This window comes from Streptomyces sp. NBC_01267, from assembly GCF_036241575.1.
Classification (GTDB): domain Bacteria; phylum Actinomycetota; class Actinomycetes; order Streptomycetales; family Streptomycetaceae; genus Streptomyces.
Genome location: NZ_CP108455.1, coordinates 639,107 through 663,774 on the forward strand (window position 1 = coordinate 639,107; position 24,668 = coordinate 663,774).

Genomic DNA, 24,668 nt, shown 5'->3' on the forward strand with positions numbered 1-24,668 from the left:
TGCCCACCGCCCCACCTCAGGAGTGAAGCCATGACCCAGCTCTCCCCGGTCCTGAAGCAGGCCACGCCCGTGATCGCCACCCGAGGGGAGGGGATGTACCTCTACGACGCCGACGACCGGCGCTATCTCGATTTCACCGCCGGGGTCGGCGTGACGAGTACCGGTCACTGCCACCCCCGGGTCGTCGAAGCCGTACAACGGCAGGCGGGCCGGCTGATCCACGGGCAGTACACGACCGTGCTGCACGACCAGTTGCTCACGCTGACGGAACGCCTGGGCGAGGTGCTGCCCACCGGTCTGGACTCGGTGTTCTACCTGAACTCGGGCAGCGAGGCGGTGGAGGCGGCACTGCGGCTCGCCCGGCAGGCCACCGGCCGGCAGAACGTGATCGTGTTCGACGGCTCGTTCCACGGGCGCACGATGGGTGCGGCGGCGATGAGTACCGCGGGCACCCGCTTCCGCGCCGGAATCGGGCCGCTGATGCCCGGGGTCGCGGTGGCGCCCTTCCCGTACGCCTTCCGGCTCGGAATGAGCGACGAGGAAGCGGCCGAGCACGCGCTGCGCGGCCTCGACCGTGTGCTGGCCACCGTCAGCGCACCCGCCGAGACCGCCGCGATGTTCGTCGAACCGATCCTGGGCGAGGGCGGTTTCGTGCCTGCCCCACCGAGCTTCCTGGCGGGGCTCCGGGAGCGTGCGGACCGGCACGGGATCCTGCTGGTGGTCGATGAGATCCAGTCCGGCTTCGGCCGGACCGGCGCGTTCTGGGCCCACCAGCACGCCCCGGGGCTCGTACCGGATGTGGTGATCACCGCCAAGGGCCTGGCCAGCGGTTTCCCGTTGTCCGCGATCGCCGCGTCCACGGAGCTGATGAGCCGGGCCTGGCCGGGATCGCAGGGCGGTACCTACGGCGGCAATGCCGTGGCCTGCGCCGCCGCGCTCGCCACTCTCGACGTGATCCGCGACGAGGGCCTGGTGGCGAACGCCGCCGAACAGGGACGTCTGCTGGTGGACGGCCTGCGCAAGACCGCCGCCGATGCCCCGGCCGTCGCCGATGTCCGCGGGACGGGCCTGATGGTGGGCAGCGAGTTCTGCCGGCCCGACGGCTCCCCCGACGCCGGGACCGCCCAGCGCGTCCAGCGCGCCGCCGCCGATCTCGGTCTGCTGCTGCTCACCTGCGGGGTCCACAGCAATGTCGTACGGATGCTCCCGGCGCTGGTCGTCACGGGCGAGCAGATCGGCGAGGCGCTCGGGCTGTGGGCCGACGCCGTCGCCACGGCAACCCGGTGAACTCCCGTACGGCTCCCGAAAGGACTGATCACCCCATGACCGGAACCACGATCGGTGGCATCGGCTGGACCAGCGAGTACCTGGAGTCCGCACCCGACGTGTGGTCGTTGTCGATGACCGACGAGGACCGGCGGCTGCTGTGGACCGACTCGCTGGCGCAGCGCTGGGACGAGGGCGAGGCGGCGTACGCGGCCGTACGCTCGTCCGTCCGGCGCAGCCTGGACGCCGTGGGCTTCGCACGCGTCCGCAACCTCATCTCCCCGGACGCGTCCGACGCCGACCTCATCACCAGCCTGTCGTTCATCCTGGACGAGGTGGGCAGGGCCGTACCGCAGAACGCCCAGGGCGACCTGTGGACCATCCTGCGTGACCGCGACGGCGACGGCGCCACCGAGCTCGGCTTCCACTGCGACACCTGCGACCTGCTCGTCCTGCTCTGCCTCCAGCCTGCCGCGGACGGCGGCGGCAACACGAAGCTGGCCAGTGCACGACACGTCCACGACATCATCGAACGTGAGAGGCCGGACCTGCTCGCCCTGCTCGAGGAGGAGTGGACGTTCGACCGGACCGGCCGTGCGGGCCGGCAGATCCTCGTCACCCCCATCCTGTTCACACAGGACGACGGGACCATCGGCTGCTACTACCAGACCCGGACGGTACGGGCGTCCGCGGACCTGGACGCCCGGCAGCTGGAAGCCCTCGACTACCTGGACGAGGTGCTCTACCGCCCGGAGATCGCCTTCGGGCTCCGACTGATCGCGGGAGATCTGCTGATGATCCGCAACAGCCGTGTGCTGCACGGCCGTTCACCCTACGTCGATGTCCCCGGTCCGGAGGCCCGCCGGATCCTGCGCGCGTGGATGAACGAGCGGTGACCGGCCACGGAAGGATCGGTGTCGTCACCGGCGGCGGAAGCGGCCTCGGACGGGCCGCCGCGCTGGCCCTGCTGGACCAGGGGTGGTCGCTCGCGCTGGCCGGCCGGCGCAAGGAAACGCTCGAAGAGACCGTCGCGTTGTCAGGCGCCGGTCCGGAGCGCGTGATCGCCGTGCCCACCGACATCAGCAGCCCGACCGAGGTCGCGGCGCTCTTCGGGACCGTACGCGACCACTTCGGCCGGCTGGACCTGCTGTTCAACAACGCGGGCGCAGCCGTACCGCGCAGGCCGGTGGCGGAGGTGACGTTCGAGGACTGGAGCCGGGTGATGGACACCACCGTCACCGGAACGTTCCTGTGCGCGCAGGAGGCGTTCCGCGTCATGCGCGACCAGACCCCGCAGGGCGGGCGAATCATCAACAACGGTGCGCCGTCCGCCCATTCACCCCGCCCGAACGCCATCGCCTACACCACGGCGAAGCACGCGGTGCTCGGTCTGACCAGGGCCCTGTCGCTGGACGGCCGCCCGTACACCATCTCCTGCGGGCAGATCGACGTGGGCAACGTGACCCCGGTGGACGGCAGCCCGCAGCCGCCCGCCATGCAGGCCGACGGAACGATGGCGGTGGAGGAGACCATCCCCGTGGAGCGCTTCACCGAGGCCCTGCTGCTGATGGCGTCGATGCCACCGGACGCCAACGTGCAGTTCCTCACGGTCCTGCCCACGACGATGCCGTACATCGGGCGGGGGTGACGCGATGCTGATCAGCGCACGTTCCTTCGACGAGTACCGGGCGATGTTCGCGCTCTCGGAGGACGACCTCGGCCTGCGCATCCTCGACTGCCCCGGCGGGGCCGCGAGCTTCGCGGCGGAGGCCGGGGCCCGGGGCACCGATGTCGTCGCGGTCGATCCGCAGTACGGTCCGCAACGTCATCTGCTGGGGAAACTGGCGCAGCAGGAGATCGAGCACAAGCATCGGTACGTGGCGGACCACGCGTCGAGTTTCGTGTGGAACTGGTTCGGTGACGCCGAGCGGTACACGCGGCTGCGGGCCCGGTCCGCGCGCGCCTTCGCCACCGACATCGCGGCCCGTCCGGACCGTTACGTCGAAGCCACCCTGCCTCAACTCCCCTTCCCCGACCGTTCCTTCGACCTCGTACTCAGTTCTCACCTCCTCTTCTCCTACGGGGCGCAGCTGAGCGAGGAGTTCCACCTGAGCGCGCTGCTCGAACTGGTCCGGGTGGCCCGCCGTGAGGTGCGGCTCTTCCCGGTCGTGCTGCACACCAGCGACCTGCGGTACGCCGCGCTGGACCGGCTGCGCGACACCCTCGACGGCCTGGGGGTGCCGTCGCGGCTGGACCGGGTCGGGTACGAGTTCCAGCCGGGCGGCAACGAAACCCTCGTCCTCGACTGCGCCGATCACGGCCCGTTGCCCACGGCCAGGCCCGGCGGCGATGCCCGCGATCCGGTGCGCTGGCGGCACCTGGAGGCGGCGGACTGACCACACACCGCGCCACACTCCCGGGTCAGGGCCTGCCTCGCTCCCCCGACCCGGCGTCCCCCGGCGCCGCCCGCCGCTGACCCACCTCGCGGTGCCGCACGGCCGGGCGACACCGCGGTCGTGCGGCACCTCGGCCGTGCGGCACCTCGGCCGTGCGGCACCGGAGAACTACACCCAACGGCTGTGCCCGGGTACGCCGTAGTCCCTGCGGCGGACCCGCCGGGTCGTCAGCGCAGGGGACGACCCCGATCCCGCCCGCCGCCTAACGTGCTGCACGTGATCGGGATCGTCCGGCTGCTGTTCGGCATTCCCCTCACACCGCCCTGGTCTCGCCCGAGGAATTCACCGGGATCAGAGATCTGGTGCTGGTCCGCGGCCCGCTGGAGTCCGGCACCATGAACGGAGTGGAGGGCACCCCGGAACAGATAACGGCCGCCATGCTGGCCGTGCACCGGATCGTCGTCGTCAGCGACGCGAGCGCGCCGTCCGCCCTCACCGATCGCGACCGGGCCAAACAGCGCGTCCTGCGGGCGCACTTCGTCCGCTGCTCCGAAACCGAGGCGCGTGGCCGCCGGGTCACCGTGTACCAGCGCCGCCGCAGTCGGAGCGAGTGAGAGGAGAACGCACAGGACGCGGTCGGGCCGGCCGGAAGGGGCACGCGTTTCCCGGCCGACCGCCGCGCCCTTCCCGATACGGAACTACCTTGGGGTGTCATGACGGACAACGAGAGCACCCGGCCCCTGCTCTTCCTGGATGTCGACGGACCGCTGAACCCCTACGGGGCCCCGCCGCACGAGCGCCCGCAGGGGTACGTCACACACCGCATGCGGCCGACAGGGTGGGAAGATCCGTCCACCAAGCCGCTGCGGGTCTGGCTCGACCACCGCCATGGCGAGCAACTCCTCGCGCTGCCTTACCAGTTGGTTTGGGCCACCACCTGGATGAACGAGGCGAACGAATGGATCGGCCCGCAGCTGGGCCTGCCGGAGCTCCCGTTCGTCGACTGGCCGGGCGCGAGCCTGCAGACCGACACCCGACTGCACTGGAAGACGCAGGCCCTGGTCGCGTACGCCGCCGGTCGTCCCTTCGCCTGGGTCGACGACGAGCTGGGACCGGTGGACCGCGATTGGGTGGCTGCTCATGGCGACAGCCCCGCGCTCCTGCACTGGGTCAGTCCCCGACTCGGGCTGCTCCCGGACGACTTCGCGACGCTCGCACGATGGGCGGCAGGACTGCGCGGGGAGGTGTGACCGAGCCACAGGGCAGAACGTCCCTGGTGGGCGGGGCGTCGTCGTGCAGTCGCTACTTCCGCGGCCAGCCCGCGTCGCCAGAGCGGTGACCGAAGCCTGCCGGACCGGGAGGTGCTGTGGCAGGTGTGCGCCCACCTCGACTTCCGGAGCGGACAGCCTCATCGGGTTCTCCTGCCGGGTGTCTCATCCGGCCGGGTGGTCCCGGACCGGGCAGTCCTCCCCCGGGTGCTGGAATGCCGGAGCAGGAGCACGCTGGAAGCATGCCAGTGCCTGTCATCGTGTATCCGCCTGATCCGTCCGGGGGCCGCCGCGTGCGCGCCGGCACCGAAGTCCTCGGCGTCGCCCGCAGCCGGAAGGATGTCGCCGACGCCCTGCGCAGGGCCGGTCTGGAAGGCATCGACGAGGAGCTCGTCGCGACGACGTCGCTGATCGAATGGCACGGCGGCGGACCGGATGCCTGGCCACCGCCCCAGTGACCGGCAGCCGGGCCGGCCGGCTCCGATGCTGGCGAGCGACGGGCCCGCGCCCGCCGATCTGCGCGGGTGGGCGGCGGAGGTGAAGTGGGACGGTATGCGGGTGCTCGCCGCCGTTGACACGCACGGCGTGGTGACCGCGTACGGCCGCTCCGGGACGAACGCCACCGCCCGGTACCCGGAGCTGGGTGCGGTGACCGCTCTGGTGGCCGAGGCGCCCCTTGTCCTGGACGGCGAAGTCGTGGCCCTCGACTCGACAGGGTTACCGTCCTTCGGCCGTCTCCAGCTGCGAATGGGGCTCGCCGGACCCGCCCGGATCCGGACCGCACAAGCACGAACCCCCGTGACATTCATGATCTTCGACATCCTGATGCATCGCGGTACGCCGGTGACCGGACGGCCGTACCTGGAGCGGCGCCGCTTGCTGGAGCGCCTCGACCTCCCCGACGACGGCCAGGTCGCCGTACCGCCCGTATGGGTCGAGGACGTGCAGGCCGGCATCGAGTGGACCCGTGAACGCCGGATGGAAGGCGTGATCGTCAAGCGCCTGGCCTCCCGCTACCAGCCCGGTCGCCGGTCCCCGGACTGGGTGAAGGTCAAGTTCCGTCCCTCGGCCGATGTCGTGATCGGCGGCTGGTCCGCCGACCTCCGCGGTGAGCCGCGGTCCCTGCTCGTCGGCATCCCCGAAGCCGACGGCCTTCGCTACGTCGGCGCCGTCGGTTCCGGTTTGTCGGCCGCCGCGCGCGGTCTCCTGCTTCCGCTCCTCAGGACGGCCGCCACTGACGCTTCCCCCTTCATGGCCGGTGCGCCACGGCCCCCACCCGGCATCCACTGGGTGCTGCCCCTCCTGCAGGGGGAGGTCCACTACGCCGAACGCACGCGCGACGGGATTCTGCGTCAGCCTGCCTGGAAGGGCCTGCGTGGGCTCGCCGGGGAGTAGCCGCCCCTCTCCCGGATCACCGTCAACCGACAGCGAGCCGCCGCCGGCGGCTGGGCCGCCACGCCGCCGAAGTCAGCCGGCGGCCGGCGGCCGGCCAGGACAGATCGACACCCGTCATCGCATACATGAACCTGTCCCGGCGCTCCTCACCCACCTGCTGACAGCTGCGGAGCAGCCCCTCACGCCGGAAACCCACACGCTCAGCCGTTCGCGCCGAGGCGGTGTTCCACGGCTCGACATACAACTCAAGACGGGGAATCTGCAGGTCACCGAAGGCCCAGTGGACAACGGCGGCGAGGCCTCGGCCGCATTCCGAGCGGGCGCCCGTCCTCGATCCGCACGATGACAAAGGGGAAGCCGCTGCCAGTAGACGCTCGCTCCCACTGGCGTCGGACGAAGGCTTCGCCCGCCTCCTGCGAGTACACCGCAGGAACGGTCGTGATCAACGGGATGTAGTCATCGCTCGATGCCTCCCGCACGAGAGGCAGATCGTCGAGCTGCCAAGGACGGAGCAGGAACTTGTCGCCCGCGGTCAAGCGCGGAACCTCCAAAGGCTCGCCCCCCGTCAACCGACCTTGTTCACGGTGGTGTCGTCGGCGTCGAGTCGCCGACCGTCCGCGGACTGGACCTCCAACGTACGCAGGGGACGCCCCTGTCGGCGGTCAATCATCTCCGAGTGCAACTCGTCGGGGGCGAAGAGGTTTTGCTCGCCCCACTGGCGCAGCGCGACGATGACGGGGAAGAGGCCCTTGCCCTTGGTCGTCAGTACGTACTCGTGGTAGGCGCTGCCGTCCGACGCGGGCACCGTGTCAAGGACTCCGACGGCGATCAGGTAGCGCAGACGCGTGGCAAGGATGTTCTTCGCCACGCCGAGGCTGCGCTGGAACTCCCCGAAGCGGCGGCTGCCGTCAAAGGCGTCCCGCACGATCAGCAAGGACCACCAGTCGCCGATCGTGTCGACCGATCGCGCGACGGGGCAGTCGCTGTCGTCGAAGCGCGTTCGCTCCACCATGTCACTCTCCACCTCAAGCTGGTTGCAACATGCTACCAGCTCGGACTACGGTCTATCTGGTAGCAAGATGAAACCAGTCACGAGGGAGCTTCACGTGGAAAGAGATCGCGGGGTCATGACGACAGAGGCCGCGGGACCGAGCACAGGGACGTCCAGGTTCAGGCTGTCCAGAGGAGTCACCCTCCTCTTCGCCGTGGCCTGTGGAACAGCTGTGGCCAACGTCTACTTCGCGCAGCCACTCCTGGTAACGCTGGGCCACGACTTCTCGATCAGTACGGCGACGGTCGGCGCAGTCGTGACCTTGACTCAAATCGGATACGGGCTGGGACTCTTCTTCCTCGTGCCACTGGGAGACCTGCTCGACAGCAGACGTCTCATCGCGGTGCAACTCCTCCTCCTGGCAACGGCGTTGACGGCGGTCGGCACCGCCGGCACCGCGACGCTCCTGCTGGTGGGCCTCGCCACCGTGGGGCTGCTCGCGGTGGTCACCCAGACGCTGGTGGCCTTCGCCGCTTCCCTCGCCGCACCCGAGGAGCGAGGACGGGTCGTCGGCCTGGTGACCAGCGGCGTGGTCACCGGCATCCTGCTCGCCCGCACCGTGTCCGGCCTCTTGGCCGACCTCGCGGGCTGGCGCTCCGTCTACCTCGCTTCGGCGGTTCTCACCTGCGTGATCGCCCTGGCCCTGTACCGCCTGCTGCCGTCCCGCAACAGTGCCCCGTCGGCACCCGAGGGATACGGGCAACTCCTGCGCTCCACCCTCACGTTGTTCGCACGCGAGCGCCTCCTTCGTGTGCGGGCCCTGCTCGCCCTCCTGATCTTCGCCGCCTTCAGCGCACTGTGGAGCAGTGTCGCGCTGCCGCTCAGCGCGCCCCCGTTCTCCTTGTCCCACACCGAAATCGGAGCATTCGGGCTGGCCGGAGCCGCGGGCGCCCTCGCCGCCACCGCGGCCGGCCGGCTGAATGACCGCGGCTTCGCCCAGCGGACCACCGGCCTCGGCCTGGCCCTGCTCACCGTGTCCTGGCTGCCCCTGGCGTTCACCCGGCACTCGCTCTGGGCACTGGCCGTCGGCGTGATCGTCCTCGATCTCGCCGTGCAGGCGGTCCACGTCACCAACCAGACGTTGATCTACGCACTGCACCCGGAGGCGGGGAGCCGGCTGATCGGCGGCTACATGGTCTTCTATTCGATCGGCAGCGCCTCCGGCGCGGTCGCCTCGACAACTCTCTACGCAGTGGCAGGCTGGACAGCCGTGTGCGCCCTCGGCGCTGGGATCAGCCTTCTCGCACTCTTCCTGTGGGCAGTCACACGGCGCGGTACCGCGAACCCAGCCGCCCCAGCCACCGGCTGAATCGTCACCGCCGTACGACGTCGGATGAGGTTGAAACGACCTCATCCGATGAGTTTCCGCACATCGGGCGGTCTCCACTGAACCGGGGCGGCAGGCGTCTCGGAACCGAGAAAGGGCAGTGCACTGTGAAGTTGGTTCTGCAGGAGTTCCTGTCGCTGGACGGAGTAGCGCAGGGTCCGGGGTCTCCGGAGGAGGACACCAGCGACGGGTTCACCCGGGGAGGATGGCTCGTTCCGCACCTCGACGACGCGTTCATGCGGATCGTCACGGGCTGGATCGGCGACGTGGACGCGTTCCTGTTCGGACGCCGTACCTATGACAACTTCGCGCGCGACTGGCCGGCGATGAACGACCCGGACGACCCGATCGCCGCGAAGCTCAACGGCTTGCCGAAGTACGTGGCCTCACACAGCCTGACCGAGGCCGGCTGGGAGCCGACCACGATCCTCTCCGGGGACGTACCGGCCCGGGTCGCGGAGTTGAAATGGCAGCCCGGAGGTGAGCTGCAGATCCACGGCAGTGCCCGCCTCGGCGCATCCCTGCTGGCCGCGGGTCTGATCGACGAGGTACGCCTGATGGTGGCGCCGGTGCTGGTGGGCAGTGGCCGGCGGCTGTTCCCGGACCACGGCGTGCAGGCCGGGCTGCGCCTGCTGAGCACCGAGACGACCCCGAGCGGAGTGGTGGCCCAGGTGTACGAGCCGACCGGACTGCCTCGGTACGGGACCTACGAGGCCGGCGCACCCTCCTGAGCGGGAGGCCGGCCCTACGGTGGCGCCGTCCTGGACCGCTCCGGCACCCCCCGCCCCGGCACCTTCGTCCATCCGGTCGGTCTGGGCTGAACTGCACCGCGCGCCACGGTGTGCCGACGCGGTGCAGTGTGCGCAACGCAACGCAGCGTGGGGCCTGGGGCCGCAGCGTCACTCCTCGTCGCGCAGCCGGGCCGCCAGGGAGGTCAGCGGCCGGGTCTCCTCGGTGTGGCCCAGGGCGGTCAGGCGGGAGACCGCCGCGTCGAGGCGGGTGAGGGCGGGGGCGGGGCGTTCCAGGTAGATGCCCTCCACGGCACCCGCGAGACGGACGCACTCGGCCCACTCGCCGGCGCGGTCCTCCTCGGGCCCCGGCTCACCGAGCAGGGCGAGGGCCTTCTCCAGGGCGGAAAGGGCGTCCTCGTACTCACCGGCGTAGGCATTGACCCGCCCGTGCTCGTAGGCCAGGGCGGTGTCCAGGGAACGACCGGGGGCCTCGTACGCGGCGCCGCGGGCCTCGTCGGCGATCCGGCCTGCGTCGTCGAGGTGGGCGAGGGCGTCGGCCAGGCCGTCGGGGCCCTGCCGCTCGGCCTGGAGGCGGGCGAGTTCGCGCAGGCAGTTGCTGAGCACCTCGAAGCGCGGGGCCCGCGCATGGGCGGCGAGTGCCTGGTCCGCGGCCTCGCGGGCCCGGCCGAACTCGCCGGACTCGGCGAGGAGTACGGCCGTCTCCGCGGCGATCATGGCGTGGCTCCCCGGGTCGTCGTCCCAGTCGGCCGACTCGGCCGCGAGGGCGACGAACTCCGCCACGGCGACCTTGAGGTCCTCCCCCGCGCGCAGCGCGCGGGCGCGGGTCAGGCGCAGTTGGGCGACGAGCCGGTCGTCCAACTCTCCGGCGTCGACGTCCGGTTCGGTGAGGAGGGAGTCGAGCAGGGCGATGCAGTCCTCGACGCGGCCCAGGTCGAGGCAGAGCTGAGCCGCATTGCTGTAGGCGCAGAACGCCTCCGTCCGGCTGCCGCGGCGCAGGTACACCTCCGCCGAGCGCGTCAGGTGCCGCACGGCCTCGTCGGGGCGACCGAGATGCATGCAGGCCTCGGCCAGGTCACCGTGGAGGCGGGTGGAGTCGACCACACCGGCCGGCCAGTCGGCGGCCAGTCGCAGGCCTTCGGCCAGGTCCGTGTGCGCGGCCTGCGCGTCCCGGAGGCCGAGCTGGATCCGGCCACGCAGTCCGAGCGTGCGGGGCAGGTGCCAGGCGGGGCCGTGCGCCTTCAGCCGGTCGAGGACGCCGTCGATCTCGGTGACCGCGGCGGGCAGGTCGCCGGAGATGGCGTGCGCACTGGTCCGCAGCAGCAGGGCGCCGGAGATCTGCGCGCCGATGTCGTGCCGGGTGGCGAACGCGTGCAGCAGGTCCGCCTCGGCGAAGACCGGCGCGGCATGCTCCTCGCTCCCCGACGTCTGCAGGCGCATGCCGAGCGCGGTCGCCCGCAGCCGCAGCAGGCGGGCCTCCTGGTAAGGGGCGAGGCCGGGCGTCTCCTCGTGCAGGCGGACCATGGACGCGTGGGCGGCGGTCAGCGCGGCGGCCTTCGCCTCGGCTCCGTCGCCGCCCTCCGCCGGGATCCCGGCGGGGATCTCGGCGGAAGCAAGCAGGGCGTAGGCGCGGGCGAGCGCCGCATCGCCCGGCGCACCGGCGTCGTCGTACAGGCCCGCGGCCTCCTCGTGGAGTGCGGCGGCGACGGCGAAGTCGTCCTTCTCGTCCGCCCGGCTCGCCTCGTCGGTCAGCAGGTCCGCGCGCAGCTGTACCAGCGGGCCCACGGCCGGGTCGTCGGGGTGGGTGTAGTCGCCGGCGGAGACGAGCGTGCGCAGCTGCGCCCAGCAGGCCTCTGCGCCCGGGTGCCCCTGCTCGTTCAGTTCCCGTGCCTGGCGGATGAGTTCGGGCAGCGACTGCGGAACGGCGGCCGTAGGGGCTGCGGGTGCGGCCACCGGGGCGGCCGGGGTCACGTCGTCGAGGCTGCGCGGGCGCAGGGTCAGTTCCAGCGCGTCCAGGAGCGGGGCGCGGTCGAGGCGGGCCCTGCGGCGGTCGGTGTGCGCCGTAGTTGCGTTGCGGGCGTCGAAGCGGGCGGCGAGGTCGTCGGCGCGGTCCCGTACCTCGGCGCGCAGGCGGGCCACCGTCCAGGTGCGGCCCCCGTATCCGGCGGTGGGCAGTTCGCCGTGGCCGAGGTGTTCGACGCGCTGGAGGAGGACTTCCACGCCGGTGACGAAGTCGAACATGTCCAGCGGAGAGTCCACCTCGTCGAACAGGCTCCGGTTCTCGGCGAGCAGTTCCAGGCCGCGTGCCTCGTTGCCGGTCAGCGCGCAGAACTCCAGGTGCCGGCCGACCTCCCCGGACATGGAGGGGTTGCGCCGACAGCCGCGGTACCCGGCGAGGTGCAGTTCGCGGGCCCGGTCGATCCGGCCGGAGCGCAGCAGGGGCAGCAGTGCGTACGAGATGGAGCGGGCCGGTTCCTCCTGGCAGGACTCCTTCCCGGCCAGGACGGGCTCCCAGGCGCCCAGCGCCCGCTCGTCGTTCCCCGCCGCGAGGTGGTGCAGGGCCAGCTCGCAGATCTCGCAGGCCTCGCAGTCGCTGAGCGGTGTCCGGGGCCGGCCCGCCCACAGCTCGTAGGCGAGGGCGGTGTCCTCACCCGCATGGGCGGCGAGCTGGTACGCCTGTCCGTAGTACGGCTGGAGGCCCAGGTCGGCCTTCTCGTACCGGTCGCGCATCTCCGTCAGCCACTGGCGCAGGCTGGCCAGCGGTATCTCGGGCAGCGCGCGCAGAGCGTTGGCCACCCACTTGAACCGCCAGAGCAGCGTGCGGCGCCGACGCTCGTCGAAGACGTCGGGCTGCTCGTCGAACAAGGTGAGGAGGCGGGCGAAGACGACGGGCGACTTCCGGGGTTCGGAGCCGTAGGTGTACGCCTCCTGGAGTTCGAGGAGCGCGTCGACGAGTGGGACGGGATCCCCGAACTGCTCGGCGGCTTCCACGAGTTCCTCGGCGGTGACGGTGCGGGTGCGGCCGTAGGGGCGCCGGTCGTTCTCCTGGAGCGCCTGGTACAGCTCGTCCGTGCTCTGGGGATGGGGTGCGGTCGGCATCGTCAGCTGTCCTTGCGGAGGGCGTGGGCGAGAAGGTCGAGGAAGGAGCGGTTGATGAGGCTCGATTCGGCGGGCCTGAGCGGGCGCCGGGACAGCAGTGCGGCCTGCCCGTAGAGGGCTTCGGCGCTGGTGCGGGCCAGCTCGGGCTCGTCGATGGCGACGGCGGTGCGAACCAGCGGGTTGAGCTGGTTGAGGATCAGCTGGGCCCGCGGTGCCTCCTGGCGCAGAGCGCCCAGGATGTCGCCCCACAGGCCGCCCTCCTGCTCACGGGCGAGCTGGGAGCGGGTGCGCTCGTGCCGGGCCTCGCGGCTGTCGACGAGGAGGGCCGGCGCGGACGCGGGCTGGAAGGTGCGCAGTGCGACGTCGCAGTCGAAGACGGCGAGGGCGTCGCGAGCCAGGGCGAGGTAGGCCACGGCGGCCAGTTCCGTCTCCCGGTCGACGGGGTCGAGGTGGGCGGTGAGGGTCGCCGGGTCGAGGTCGGCGACGCTGACCTCGGGCCTGATCTCGGGCAGCCGGTGGACCAGTTCACGGTCGTACGTGTAGCCGCCGTTGACGACGCCGAGCCCGGCGGCCGAGGCGATCGCCGCGACCTGCCGGAACTCCTCCACGCTCGACGTCACGAGCACGGTGCGGTGGGTGCGCGCGAACTCGTCGAGGGTGGTGTGCCCGTCGGTCGTATCGAACGGCAGCCAGGGCAGCAGCATCCGCAGGATCTCGTCGTCGTGCACCGCGAGCGACTTCACGGCCAGGTGGTGGGCCTGGAGGAAGCGGGCGAGCAGGTCCGGGTCGCTGGCGGCGGCGCGGGCGATCCACGCGCGCAGCCGCTCGGCGAGGGCGTCGCGGACGGCGGCGAGCGTGTCGTCCTCGTACAGGGACTCGCGGGACGCCGTCGGGCGCAGGCTCTCGGCGTCGACGACACAGCGGACGAAGAACGCCCACTCGGGCAGGATCTCCTCGGCCTGCTCGGACAGCAGCATGCCCTTGACGTGCACGCGATGGCCGTGACGGCGCCCGGCCGGCACCGTCTCGGGCAGCACACACGCGATGCCCTTGAGGCCCACGGCCGGCAGGTCCAGCTCGATGGTGTCCAGCGGTGTGAACCCGAAGACCTCCTCGCCGTACGCGGCCAGTGCGCGCGAACGGGCTCCGGGCGTGGGGTACGTACGTGCCCACGGTGCGGGCTCAGGGTTCACGGGCGCACCCGCACCGCCCGTGCCGTCGTCGAAGGCCACCGGGTGGCGCAGCAGGGAACCGAAGTGCCGGGCCAGCGCCTGTACCTGCACCGGCCCGGTCCACTCGCCCGCGTCGGCGCGCGGCGTCAGCGTGACGGTGGTACCGGGCCGGGGGCGGGCGGATGCGGGCAGGGTACGGACGGTGTAGCTGCCGTCGCCACGCCCCCGCCACTCCACGGCGTGTGCGTCGGGGGTGTGGGCGGAGCGGCTCAGTACGTGGATCTCGTCCGCGACCAGGAAGCAGGAGAGCAGGCCGATCCCGAACTGGCCGATGAAGTCGCCGCGTTGCTCGGCCAGCCGCTCCGCGCGTTTGCTGCTGCGCCCGATCGTGGCGAGGAAGGTGTGCACGTCGGCCTCGGTGAGACCGACGCCGTCGTCCTCGACGCGTACCACCGAACCGTCGGCGTACAGGCGGATACCGAAGGCGTCGGCGGGTGCGTCCGGCTCGAGGCCGTGCCGGGCGGTCAGCGCGTCCGCCGCGTTCTGCAGGAGTTCGCGCAGGTAGACGCGGGGGCTGGAGTAGAGGTGGTGGGAGAGGAGGTCGACGAGGCCGCGCAGATCCACCTGGAAGGTGCGGTCGGCGGCGGGCGGGGTCGGGGCGGTGTCGGGCAGAGTCATCAGGAAGTCCGGAAGTGGGAGGGGCGGCAGGTGGCGGTGGGGATCGGCACGGCGGGCGCTCAAGCGGCGGCGATGGCGGCGGGCGCTCAGGCGCGGCGGCGGCGGGCGAACTGCTCCTCGGGTTCCGCGAAATAGGTCCAGGGCCGCCCTCCGGTGTACGCGCCGTCGAGCGCCTTGAAGACGCGCCGGACCGTGTGGCGTTCACCGGCCAGCGACAGCGCCATGGCGAACATGCTGAAGTCGTGCTGCCATCCGGGGCGCCGTACGTATGCGGGGTGCAGGATGCTGTGGTCGGCCGCGGCCCGCAACTCCGTCTGGATCCTGGGTGTTTCGAGGACGTCCTCGGTGTCCGACTCGACCCAGTCCTCGATGTGCGCCACGGCGATCACACAGCCGAGCCGGTGCCCCTGCGGTGCGCGGGCGAGCGCATCACGGGCGAAGGCCAGGGCCTGGCCCGGCTCGCCGCCCCAGCGGGGCTGCAACTGCGACAGCCATTCGACGCGGGTCTCCAGATCCAGCGGGTCGCGGCGCAGCGCGGCGTCGAGCCGGGTCTCGTTGACGAGGCGACCCAACGACATGCCACGGCCGGAGGTGAGGAGGCGGCGCCACGGGGCGACCCACTCCGGCCGCAACTCGGCGGCCTCGAACAACTGCTCCTCGGCGATGTGGAGCCGCTCGTGGAAGACTCGCCACTGCTCCCGAGAGACGTTCACGGCCTGCGCGGCGGTCCGCGCCTCCCAGCCCCAGCTGATGTGACGGGCCCCGGATATCAGCAGGGCCGTCGCCCGGTGTTCCTTGTCCTCCTCGGCGGCCCGGCCGATCCAGTCCTGCACACCGTCCAAGTCGGCCAGCTCACTGAGAACTTGGTGGTCGCGGCCGAGGTCGAAGGGGGCCAGCGCCGTCTTGACCGCCTCCCAGTCACCCGCGTCGGCCGCCTCCACCAGGGCGAGCACCCGCGCGTCCCCGAGCGCGCGCACCTTGTACGTGCCGCCCTTCTGCCTGCGTGTGACGGGAAGGGCGTGCGGATCCGCCGCCGGTCTCTCGCCACTCCTACCGAACAGCTTGCCGAACATGCCGCGCCCTCCCCTGGTCCCGCGTGATCGTCGGGGTGCAGCATAAGGGGACCCACTGACATCACTTCCACAGGGTATTCACGGGTGCTCCACGAGTTCGGTCTCGATTTCGCCCCTCTCACACGTTCCCGATTCGGAAGCCGACTGCATCAAATCTGCTTGTTCATGCTTATTTTGACGCTCTTTCAATCACCTATTGACACCCAGTTATGGGTGCGATGCACTTGCCCTGCCCCGGCCGCCTGCACAGCACCGATCAGCCCCCCACCTGTCGGAGCGGCTGACCGCATCGCGCCTGCCGCCGGAGGCTCTCACGTTCCCCCTCAACGGGAGGTTCTCATGCGCGTCCGTTCCCTTCTCCTCGCCGGCGCCCTCTGTGGTTCGCTGTTCGGCGTCGTTCTCCCGGCAGGGCCCGCCGCTGCCGCCGGCCGTACCTACTACCTCGACTGCTCGGGCGGCAGCGACACAGGCGCGGGCACCTCGCCCAGGACAGCCTGGAAGTCCCTGGACAAGGTCGATGCGACCGTGTTCGCGCCGGGCGACCGCATCCTGCTCAACCGCGGCACCACCTGTGCCGGAACCCTGGCACCGCAGGGCTCCGGGGCCGCTCGCAGACCGATCACCGTGAATACCTACGGCACCGGAGCCGACCCACTGGTGGCCGGTGACGGTGCAGCCGCCGCGGTACGGCTGCACAACCAGCAGTGGTGGGAGATCCGCAATCTGGAGATCACCAACAAAGCGGCGACGCAGGGCAACCGTCGCGGAGTGTCGGTGGAACTCTCGGACTACGGCACCGCCCACCACATCGTGCTGGAGAACCTGAACATCCACGATGTCAACGGCGACGACACCAAGGGCCTGTCCGGCAGTGGCGGCATCTACTTCACCGTCAGCGGAACCACCACGCCGTCCTCCTTCGACACGGTCGCCATCAGGAACAACACCATCCGCACGGTGGACCGCGAGGGCGTCTTCTTCGTCTCGTCCTGGAACCGGTCCGGCTTCGAGGGACCCAGCGCCGGTACCTTCATCCCCTGGCCGAACGTCACCATCAGCGGCAACCACCTCTCCGACATCGGCGGCGACGGCATCGTGCCCGGCAACACCACCGGCGCGCTGATCGACCACAACACCCTGACCGGCTTCCACAAGCGCTCCAGCGGCTACAACGCCGGGATGTGGCCCTACGACTCGGACAACGCGGTCTTCCAGTACAACGACACGAGCGGCGGCACCACCACCCTGGACGGGATGGCCTACGACATCGACCAGGGCACCGTGGGGACCGTCTTCCAGTACAACTACAGCCACGACAACGCCGGCGGATTCTTCCTGCTGTGCAACGCGACGGGCATCCTGCGCACGGCCGTGGTCCGGTACAACATCAGCCAGAACGACTCCTACCGAGGGTTCGAGAACTGCAGCGGGACCATCGAGTCGGCCGACGTCTACAACAACACCATCTACATCGGCCCCGGTGTCAGCCAGTCCGTGATCCAGGAGAACAACACCACCCTGCGCAACGTCACATTCCGCAACAACACAGTCGTCAAGACCGGCAGCGGTTCCGCCTCCGTCAACCTGCACGGCGGCGGCTACTCGCTGGACCACAACGACCTGTCGAACGTGACCGGCGCACCGGCCGGCGCCGGGATCACCACCGACCCGCTGCTGCAGGCACCGGGCACCGCCGCCGACCGCGCCCACGCCACCGGCTACCGGCTCTGCTCCGGATCCCCGGCGCTGAAGACCGGAGCCGCGATCACCGGCAACGGCGGGCGCGACTACTACGGCAACACCGTCCCGGCCACCGGCGCCCCGAACATCGGCGCCTACGCGGGCAGGGCCGTCTCCTGCGGTACCGGTCCCGTCAGCTCCGGGTCCTGAGACAGACGGCAAACAGGGGGCGGCGCCGCCCAAGCGGTGGACGTCCCCGGGTCCTCCACCACTCCCGGAACGCAACTCATCCGGTGGACCCGGGGCGCCACCGCCGGCCGGCGCCGTCCCCCGGCCGCCGACGCCGACAGCCGCTCCTCGGTACGACTCGGGCCTGAACACATGGCCGGAGCGGCGCACGTGGCGACCAGACTCATCCGTGGGACGGGCAGTTTCTTCAAGACCTGCAGCTGCAAACGACAGGGCGGATGCGCACACCCCTACGCCATCCGGTTCCGCAACGGAGCGGGGCGACAGTGCGAAGAGTCGGGTTACCCGACGCAGGACGACGCGCTCGACCGCACCAGCCTGTCGACCCGATCCGGATCCCGATCGCGGTCACTTCGGACTCGCGTCCGCCCTGGGTACCGCGGCTCTCACCCGGCAGTGGGGCCACGCCCCACCGTCCTTACCGTCTTCGCTGTCCTTACCGTCCTCACTGTCCTTGACGCGGCTGGTGGCGAACACCTCGTAGCGCCACCTGAGCGAACATCAGCATCCGGTGGCAAGGGGTCCCGCACACGCCGGGGCCCGGTCCAACCCGTCGGTAACTTAATCAACTCGTGATCAACACAGGCCGGTTGGCGCGCCCGACGGTGTCATACGATCGCCCGATGCCCCGTGCCAGGTACCAGGACCACACCGTGGCGGCAGCCACCGCCGTCTCGTTCACCGCACTGTGCCTCGTCGCCGCGTACGCGGATCCGACCGGCCTGTTCGCCCCGGTGGGCGCTCAGACGCTGCGCGCGGGGGCCGTGCACGGACTGTGGTCGCTGGCCGGATGGCTGGTGTTCCTACCGGTCCTGGCCGCGGTGGCGTACGCGGGAACGCTGGCGACGGTGCGCACCGCCGGGCCGGGCACCGGGCGCGGCCGGGTACTCCTCCGGGTCTGGGGGGTGTGCGTCCTCGCGGGCGCCCTGGCCCGGTTCGGGCAGGCCGTTGCGGACACCGTGGGGGTCGCCGTGCACAGCGGCAGCACGGACTTCCTGCCGGTCGCGCTCTGGTCGGCGGGACTGGTGGCCGAGCGGACGGCGCTGCTCGGCTGGCTGCCGGCCCTGGTCGCGGTACTGGTGCTCCGGCGTGCGGCGCCGCCAGGAGAGCCGGCGGCCGGGCAGGACCTCCGGCCGATCGTCGCCCGGACCCTGCTGACCGCCCTGCCTGCCGGACTGCTGCTGCTCGGCGCCCTGGCCTCCTCCTCACCCGCCGCCTCGATATCCACGGGCCTGACCGCCCAGCTGCCGGCGATATCAGCCGTGTTGGTGACGGCGGTGGCGATCGCGCTGCAACTGCGCAGCGAGCGGCGCTTCGCCCAGGCGCGGGGGACCGGACTCCTGGTCGGCGGCTGGGTCTGCGCGCTCGGTGCGGGCGCACTGGTCGGCGCGGTCGACGGACTCGTCGCAGCCGTGTCCGGCAGCGGCGACCTTGCGGCGATACCCATGGCAGGCCAGGCGGTCGGTGCGGGGCTCGCGCTCGGCCTGGCCTTCGGGTGGGCCCTCGCCCCGGCCGAGTTGCTCCTGCGCCGCCCGCCACAGATACGTACGAACCCACGAACAGGCCTGCCGCTGGTGGCGGTCCTGGTGCTGCTCGCCGTCGTCGCAGGGAATCTGCTGACCGCGGCGCCGGACCGCACCGCGACGGTGAGCGCCGCCGCACGGGCCACCGGGTCGCAGGAGCTGCCCGCACTGACGGTGCGGAGCCGGACGATCGTCGACACGAACGGCCGTCAGGTGCTGCTGCGCGGCGTGAACGTCAACCAGCTCAACGATTACGGCACGAACGGCCGGTCCGGAGCCAAGAGGGTGCTCCCGCTGACCGAGAACGACTTCCATCAGATGGCCGCCGCGGGCTTCGACGTCGTACGCCTCAACGTCAACTGGTCACGCCTGGAACCGACCCGTGGGCACTGGTCGCAGTCCTACCTCGCCCGCATCGAGCGGGCCGTCGCCTGGGCCGCCGAGTACGGCATGTACACCGACATCGACATGCACCAGGACGCCTACTCCCGCTACACGGCGGGCACAAAGAGCAGCGCGTGCGCGACACCACTGCCGGGGTTCGACGGCGCGCCCGCCTGGGCGACGCTCACCGACGGGCTCTCCCGCTGCCAGGGTCTCGACCGGGACACCACGTCCGCCGTCCAGCGCGCGGCGAGCAACTTCTACCACGACACCAACGGCATCCAGGGCCACCTCGTGGACACCCTCGCCCTGCTCGCGCGCACCTTCGCAGGCAATCCGGCGGTGGCCGGATACGGCCTCTACAACGAGCCGGGGTTCGGTGACGACGCGAGCACCGACAGCTCGGTGCTGCTCGGCGCGTACTACGACCGGGCGCTGAAGGCGATCCGCGCGGCGGAGAACGCGACGCCGGGCGGCTTCCACCACCTGGCCTTCCTCGAACCCAGCGTGCTGTGGTCCGGGCTCGGCTTCGCCGCGACGCCGCTGCCGGGCTTCACCGAAGACCCGTGGACGGTGTTCGCCCCGCACCTGTACAACGAGTCGATCACCATGGACCAGTCCCTCGGCATCACCCTCGTCTCCGTCGAACGGGGCTTCGCGCTGGCGGAGCGGCAGGCAAAGGCGTACGGGATGCCGATGTGGAGCGGCGAGTGGGGCTGGTTCCCGTTCACGGGCAAGCGCGCGCAGTCCCTGGCCGAGCGGTTCCAGGACGAGGCGGACGCGTACCGGATGGGTGGCGCCTTCTGGGTGTGGAAGCAGGCCTGCGGCAGCCCCGAGTCGAGCACCACGTCCCCGGCGGCCGGCAACTACGTCCAGCAGGACTGCGCCACCGGCGACACCCTGCCGCCCGCCGCCGGGGTCAAGGACCTGGTGGTACGGCCCTACCCGCGGGCCGTACCGGGGACCCTGGACGCGCTCTCCAGCTCGCGGCACACGCTGAAGTTCAGCGGCACGGCGGCGAAGGGCGCACGCTCGTGCACCCTCGACGTGTGGTTCCCCGGCTCGGCCGCGCCGAAGCTGTCCGTGCACGGCGTGACTGATGTGAAGTCGGCGCGCGAGCAGGGCGGTTGGCGGATCACGGGCTGCGCGAGCGGTTCGTACCGTGTCCAGGCACGAACCGGTGCACCCTAGTGACCTGAGTCAGAGACTCGTCGTCAGTCGGGCATGAGTCGTCCGGGTCCGAAGATTCCGCCGTTGTCGGTAACTGATGCCCAGCGGGCTGTGTTGGAGGGCTGGTTACGTCGCCGGACGACGGCCCAGGCTCTGGCCCAGCGGTCACGGATCGTGCTGGAGTGCGCTGAAGGCCACTCCATCATGGAGGTGTCCCGCCGGCTGCGGATCACCCCGGACACGGTCCGCACCTGGCGACGCAGGTTCCTCGGGCGCGGCCTGGACGGCTTGTGCGACGACCCGCGGCCCGGCGTTCCCCGGAAAATCACCGATGCCGCAATCACCATCTCGTTTGCCATGCAACGCTCTCCCCTGGCCGGTGCACCAACCCTGTCCAGTCGCATGAGGATCCCCGAGGGCCGTGCTATGCGATATCTGTCCCTCGGGCCTCTGTCGCAATGCACTGCCACTCGTTGCGGAGCCTGGCGGTGACACCTGAAACTCCGCCATCTTGAAGTAGCTGGTCAGCGGGGTGCCGTGACCTCGTTTCGAGGTGCTCGTGCTGGTCGTGGGCGGCAGTCCGTGCTGTCGATCGTCCGGCGCGGTGGTTTTTGCCGATGAGTTCACCGTCCTCCTACGGTCTACCCAGCGACACGACCGTTCTCGACAGGAGTGCCATGTCCACCATCCAGCCCGTGATCCTGACTGCCAACCAGGACATTCTGCTCGGCTTCTACACGAAATTGTTCGGCGCCAAGGAGATCTTCCGGGTACCGGAGGAAGGCCCGTCCTTCTACCTCGGCTTGCGCATCGGCGACACCGACCTCGGGCTGGTGGCCAAGGCGGACCCCGAGACCGGGGCGGCGCCACGGATCCTGCTCAGCATCGGTGTCGACGACGTCGACGAGACGCTCGCCCGGGTGGAGGCGCTCGGCGGCTCGGTCAGCGGAGGCCCCAACGACATGCCGTGGGGACAGCGCGTCGCCCACATCCAGGACCCCGACGGCAACCCGGTGAACCTCACTCAGCCGATCCCGGCCCGGTGACGCTTTTCCGGGGGCATGTGCTGATCGTGGGCTACCTGCGGCAGACATCAATTGCCGGTAGCGGCCTCGATGTTCGTCAGGACGAGCAGCGCGCGGAACAGGTGGGTGGCGAGGGCGGGGTCACTACGGAGCTGGGTGAGGATCCGCCAGTTCTTCAGGTGGGCAAGGCCGCGTTCGACGGGGACGCGTCCGGCGGCCATGACCCAGTTGGCCTCCTTCTCGGCAGATGTGAGCCTGCGGGCGCGGGTGGCCTTGAAGCCAGTGACGACCACGGGATCGTCCCCGTCGTCGTCCAGGCCGAGGAAGCCCAGGTGGGCGGCCGGGGCGCCGAGGCCGGCAGCGCGCGGGTGGGCCCGCTTCCTCGTTGAGCCTGCCCGCGTGGAGGGCATTGGCCCAGATGCTGGCAGCGGTGGCCGTGCCGAAGAGGGTCCAAACGTAGAGCCGGGCGCGCAGGGGCGCGTCGCGGAGGACCAGGAGTGCCCGGATGCCGTAGGCGATGAACCCGTCGATCGGCGTTGTCACGCTGTTGGGTGTGTGGGTGTTTGACTGTGTGTCGAGGTGCGGTGGGGCCGGGCAGTGTGGCTGATGATGACGGAACAAGTCCTCGCATTCATCGGTTTCTCCTCTTCGCTTCCTCAACTGAACAGATGCGTCCGTTGATCCACCCGGAGCCAGGGATCCTTCCTTTACCCGGCTGAGCTCACGGCCGCATTCCGCCGTCTGGCCACGCCGCCCCGCCCGGCCAGCTGACTCGCTGCCCCGCCCACCTCGGTGGGATCACCTGCATCCGACCGATGGCACACTGGCGCGCGCCCGCACCCTGGCGTCGATAATTACGCCATGATGCACATCCGCAAAGGGCGCCACCCGCCAATCCAACTTGACGCTCCATCGGGAACCCGGCAAGGAGTCAGCATCAATACCGCGCGGAACCGCTTCGAGACGCCGTGAACCGCCCAGATCAATAATCTGCCCCACCCATCCTGACCTGTGAAAATCGTGCTCAACAACTTGCCTGCAAAGCTCACCAGGAGGTACCCGTGAGGATGCTCATCAACGTCCCGGAAACCGTCGTCGCGGATGCCCTGCGCGGCATGGCCGCCGCACACCCGGACCTCTCCGTCGATGTCGAGAACCGGTTGATCGTACGGCGCGACGCGCCCGTCGCCGGAAAAGTGGGGCTGGTCTCGGGGGGCGGATCCGGGCACGAGCCGTTGCACGGCGGGTTCGTCGGCCCCGGCATGCTTGCCGCCGCCTGTCCCGGTGAGGTGTTCACGTCGCCGGTTCCGGACCAGATGGTCCGGGCCGCCGCCGCGGTCGACAGCGGTGAGGGGGTGCTGTTCGTCGTGAAGAACTACACCGGCGATGTACTCAACTTCGACATGGCGGCCGAGCTGGCCGAGGACGAAGGCGTACGCATCGCGAAGGTGCTGGTCAACGACGACGTGGCGGTGGATGACAGCACGTTCACCGCCGGACGGCGCGGCACCGGTGCGACGCTCTTCGTGGAGAAGCTCGCGGGGGCCGCGGCGGAGGAGGGCGCGCCGCTGGAGCGGGTCGAGGCGATCGCCCGGCAGGTGAACGGCAGTGCGCGGTCCTTCGGTGTGGCCCTGAGTGCCTGCTCGACGCCCGCCAAGGGCGGTCCGACCTTCGATCTGCCGTCCGGCGAGCTGGAGTTGGGTGTCGGGATCCACGGCGAGCCCGGCCGCGAGCGGCGCCCGATGATGACATCGCGGGAGATCGCGGACTTCGCGGTGGACGCGGTTCTGGAGGATCTGCGGCCGAACGGCCCCGTGCTGGCCCTGGTGAACGGTATGGGGGCGACTCCCCTGCTGGAGCTGTACGGCTTCAATGCCGAGGTGCAGCGCGTGCTGACCGAGCGTGGTGTGGCCGTGGCTCGTACCCTCGTGGGGAACTACGTCACATCGCTCGACATGGCAGGCTGCTCGGTGACGCTCTGCCAGGTGGACGAGGAACTGCTGCGGTTGTGGGACGCGCCGGTGAGGACCGCCGCTCTGCGCTGGGGCTGCTGACCGTCCCGTCCACCGAACTCGTCCCGTCCACCGAACCGGACCCATCAGGGAGGCCCTGTGCTCGACGCCGAATTCTTCCGCCGCTGGATGTACACGACGGCCGAGGCGGTCGAAAGGGAGGCGGACCGGCTGACCGAACTGGACTCGGCCATCGGTGACGCCGACCACGGCAGCAATCTGCGGCGCGGCTTCACCGCGGTGACCGCCGTGCTGGAGAAGGAGGCCCCGGACACTCCGGGCGCGGTCCTGACCCTGGCCGGGCGGCAGCTGATCTCCACGGTCGGCGGTGCGTCGGGGCCGTTGTACGGCACGCTGCTGCGCCGTACGGGAAAGGCACTGGGCGACGACGCCACCGTCTCCCGGGAGCAGTTGGCCGAGGCCCTGGGTGCCGGTGTCGCGGCGGTGGGCCAGCTCGGTGGGTCCGCCGCCGGTGACAAGACGATGCTGGACGCACTCCTGCCGGCCGCCGAGGCTCTCGGGGAGTCGTTCGCGGCTGCCGGGGAAGCCGCCGACGCCGGGGCGCTCGCGACCGTACCGCTGCTGGCGCGCAAGGGGCGGGCGAGCTATCTGGGCGAGCGCAGCATCGGGCACCAGGATCCGGGGGCGACCTCGTCCGCGCTGCTGATCGGCGCGCTCGTGGCGGTGGCCGCATGAGTGCGCTCGTGGGAATCGTCCTCGTGTCGCACAGCGCGCCGGTCGCGGCTGCGGTCGCCGAGCTGGCGACGGGGCTGACCGGCGGGGCGACCACCGCTCCGGTGGCCGCGGCGGGTGGCACCCCGGACGGCGGGCTCGGTACCAGCTCGGAGCTGATCAGCACTGCCGCCGCGGCGGTCGACCGGGGGGCCGGTGTCGCGATCCTCGTCGACCTGGGCAGCGCGGTACTGACAGTGAAGGCGTTGCTGGCCGAGGGCGATGAACTCCCCGACGGCACCAGGCTGGTGGACGCACCGTTCCTGGAGGGCGCGGTGGCGGCCCTGGTCACCGCTTCGGCGGGTGGCGATCTCGACGCGGTGGAGGCCGCGGCGTCCGAGGCGTACGCGTACCACAAGGTCTGACCGACGTATCACGAAAGCTGCCGACGCCTCAGGCAGAGGCGTCGGCAGCTCACG

The 24,668-nt window shown here is 70.8% G+C and carries 23 protein-coding genes and 1 pseudogene; 17 read left to right on the top strand and 7 right to left on the bottom strand.

Annotated elements, in window-relative coordinates; translation table 11 throughout:
• Positions 1–30 precede the first annotated feature (30 nt).
• The 8 genes from OG709_RS03060 to ligD all read left to right on the top strand — a co-directional run bounded on the left by OG709_RS03060 (position 31) and on the right by ligD (position 6,325).
• The gene (locus tag OG709_RS03060; RefSeq protein WP_250300357.1) at positions 31–1,287 is read left to right on the top strand and encodes an aspartate aminotransferase family protein; all 1,257 of its coding nucleotides are present in this window, start codon (positions 31–33) and stop codon (positions 1,285–1,287) included.
• Between the two features lie 35 nt (positions 1,288–1,322).
• Positions 1,323–2,162 (top strand): TauD/TfdA family dioxygenase, encoded by an 840-nt coding sequence (locus OG709_RS03065; RefSeq protein ID WP_250300359.1) that lies wholly within the window; start codon positions 1,323–1,325, stop codon positions 2,160–2,162.
• On the top strand, positions 2,144–2,914 hold the full coding sequence (locus OG709_RS03070; RefSeq protein WP_250300361.1) for an SDR family oxidoreductase: 771 nt from the start codon (positions 2,144–2,146) through the stop codon (positions 2,912–2,914). Before OG709_RS03065 ends, OG709_RS03070 begins: the two co-directional genes overlap by 19 nt.
• Before the next feature lie 4 nt (positions 2,915–2,918).
• Entirely contained in the window at positions 2,919–3,662 is a 744-nt protein-coding gene (locus tag OG709_RS03075) for a methyltransferase domain-containing protein (RefSeq protein ID WP_250300362.1), read from the top strand.
• Between the two features lie 395 nt (positions 3,663–4,057).
• A complete protein-coding gene (locus tag OG709_RS03080) occupies positions 4,058–4,276 on the top strand; it encodes a hypothetical protein (protein WP_250300365.1) in 219 nt (72 codons plus the stop codon).
• Between the two features lie 99 nt (positions 4,277–4,375).
• Entirely contained in the window at positions 4,376–4,912 is a 537-nt protein-coding gene (locus tag OG709_RS03085; protein ID WP_329164698.1) for a hypothetical protein, read from the top strand.
• Positions 4,913–5,172: 260 nt separating this feature from the next.
• Positions 5,173–5,388, top strand: a complete 216-nt coding sequence (locus tag OG709_RS03090; protein ID WP_250300369.1) for a hypothetical protein — start codon at positions 5,173–5,175, stop codon at positions 5,386–5,388.
• Complete coding sequence (ligD, locus tag OG709_RS03095; protein WP_329164700.1) at positions 5,366–6,325, top strand: non-homologous end-joining DNA ligase; 960 nt, start codon at positions 5,366–5,368, stop codon at positions 6,323–6,325. The genes OG709_RS03090 and ligD overlap by 23 nt, the downstream gene beginning before the upstream one ends.
• 22 nt (positions 6,326–6,347) lie before the next feature.
• Here the strand turns inward: ligD and OG709_RS03100 are convergent, their stop codons facing one another.
• Positions 6,348–6,674: a GNAT family N-acetyltransferase gene (locus OG709_RS03100; protein ID WP_329164702.1), complete on the bottom strand. Its 327-nt coding sequence runs from the start codon at positions 6,672–6,674 to the stop codon at positions 6,348–6,350.
• A gap of 216 nt (positions 6,675–6,890) precedes the next feature.
• On the bottom strand, positions 6,891–7,337 hold the full coding sequence (locus OG709_RS03105; RefSeq protein WP_266644366.1) for a winged helix-turn-helix transcriptional regulator: 447 nt from the start codon (positions 7,335–7,337) through the stop codon (positions 6,891–6,893).
• Positions 7,338–7,452: 115 nt separating this feature from the next.
• On the opposite strand from OG709_RS03105, the gene OG709_RS03110 reads away from it, so the two are divergent.
• Both OG709_RS03110 and OG709_RS03115 read left to right on the top strand, forming a co-directional pair.
• Positions 7,453–8,685, top strand: coding sequence for an MFS transporter (locus tag OG709_RS03110; RefSeq protein ID WP_329164704.1), 1,233 nt, complete (start codon positions 7,453–7,455; stop codon positions 8,683–8,685).
• Positions 8,686–8,810: 125 nt separating this feature from the next.
• Complete coding sequence (locus OG709_RS03115) at positions 8,811–9,434, top strand: dihydrofolate reductase family protein (protein WP_329164706.1); 624 nt, start codon at positions 8,811–8,813, stop codon at positions 9,432–9,434.
• A 168-nt stretch (positions 9,435–9,602) separates the two neighbouring features.
• On the opposite strand, the gene OG709_RS03120 is transcribed toward OG709_RS03115, so the two are convergent.
• The 3 genes from OG709_RS03120 to OG709_RS03130 all read right to left on the bottom strand — a co-directional run bounded on the left by OG709_RS03120 (position 9,603) and on the right by OG709_RS03130 (position 15,474).
• A complete protein-coding gene (locus OG709_RS03120) occupies positions 9,603–12,551 on the bottom strand; it encodes a hypothetical protein (RefSeq protein ID WP_266644362.1) in 2,949 nt (982 codons plus the stop codon).
• 2 nt (positions 12,552–12,553) lie between these two features.
• Positions 12,554–14,401: an HSP90 family protein gene (locus OG709_RS03125; protein ID WP_329164708.1), complete on the bottom strand. Its 1,848-nt coding sequence runs from the start codon at positions 14,399–14,401 to the stop codon at positions 12,554–12,556.
• Positions 14,402–14,487: 86 nt separating this feature from the next.
• The gene (locus tag OG709_RS03130; protein WP_250300381.1) at positions 14,488–15,474 is read right to left on the bottom strand and encodes a hypothetical protein; all 987 of its coding nucleotides are present in this window, start codon (positions 15,472–15,474) and stop codon (positions 14,488–14,490) included.
• 339 nt (positions 15,475–15,813) lie between these two features.
• Between OG709_RS03130 and OG709_RS03135 the strand changes: the two genes are divergently transcribed.
• The 4 genes from OG709_RS03135 (at position 15,814) to OG709_RS03150 (ending at position 21,526) form a co-directional block, all read left to right on the top strand.
• Entirely contained in the window at positions 15,814–17,364 is a 1,551-nt protein-coding gene (locus OG709_RS03135; protein ID WP_266644357.1) for a right-handed parallel beta-helix repeat-containing protein, read from the top strand.
• Between the two features lie 662 nt (positions 17,365–18,026).
• Entirely contained in the window at positions 18,027–20,501 is a 2,475-nt protein-coding gene (locus OG709_RS03140; RefSeq protein ID WP_329164711.1) for a glycoside hydrolase family 5 protein, read from the top strand.
• Between the two features lie 33 nt (positions 20,502–20,534).
• On the top strand, positions 20,535–20,972 hold the full coding sequence (locus tag OG709_RS03145; RefSeq protein WP_266644355.1) for a helix-turn-helix domain-containing protein: 438 nt from the start codon (positions 20,535–20,537) through the stop codon (positions 20,970–20,972).
• Between the two features lie 185 nt (positions 20,973–21,157).
• On the top strand, positions 21,158–21,526 hold the full coding sequence (locus tag OG709_RS03150) for a VOC family protein (RefSeq protein WP_326695358.1): 369 nt from the start codon (positions 21,158–21,160) through the stop codon (positions 21,524–21,526).
• A gap of 47 nt (positions 21,527–21,573) precedes the next feature.
• Here the strand turns inward: OG709_RS03150 and OG709_RS03155 are convergent, their stop codons facing one another.
• Entirely contained in the window at positions 21,574–21,915 is a 342-nt protein-coding gene (locus OG709_RS03155; protein ID WP_329164714.1) for a transposase family protein, read from the bottom strand.
• Positions 21,881–22,036, bottom strand: a pseudogene (locus tag OG709_RS36025) (DUF2637 domain-containing protein); the annotation flags it as partial. The pseudogene OG709_RS36025 and the gene OG709_RS03155, both read right to left, overlap by 35 nt.
• Positions 22,037–22,566: 530 nt before the next feature.
• Between OG709_RS36025 and dhaK the strand changes: the two are divergent.
• Genes dhaK through OG709_RS03170 form a run of 3 tightly spaced genes read left to right on the top strand, consistent with a single transcriptional unit; the run spans position 22,567 to position 24,614 of the window.
• Positions 22,567–23,559, top strand: a complete 993-nt coding sequence (gene dhaK, locus OG709_RS03160; RefSeq protein ID WP_250300390.1) for a dihydroxyacetone kinase subunit DhaK — start codon at positions 22,567–22,569, stop codon at positions 23,557–23,559.
• Between the two features lie 57 nt (positions 23,560–23,616).
• Positions 23,617–24,213: a dihydroxyacetone kinase subunit DhaL gene (gene dhaL, locus OG709_RS03165; protein WP_250300392.1), complete on the top strand. Its 597-nt coding sequence runs from the start codon at positions 23,617–23,619 to the stop codon at positions 24,211–24,213.
• Positions 24,210–24,614, top strand: a complete 405-nt coding sequence (locus tag OG709_RS03170; protein ID WP_250300394.1) for a PTS-dependent dihydroxyacetone kinase phosphotransferase subunit DhaM — start codon at positions 24,210–24,212, stop codon at positions 24,612–24,614. The genes dhaL and OG709_RS03170 overlap by 4 nt, the downstream gene beginning before the upstream one ends.
• Positions 24,615–24,668 lie beyond the last annotated feature (54 nt).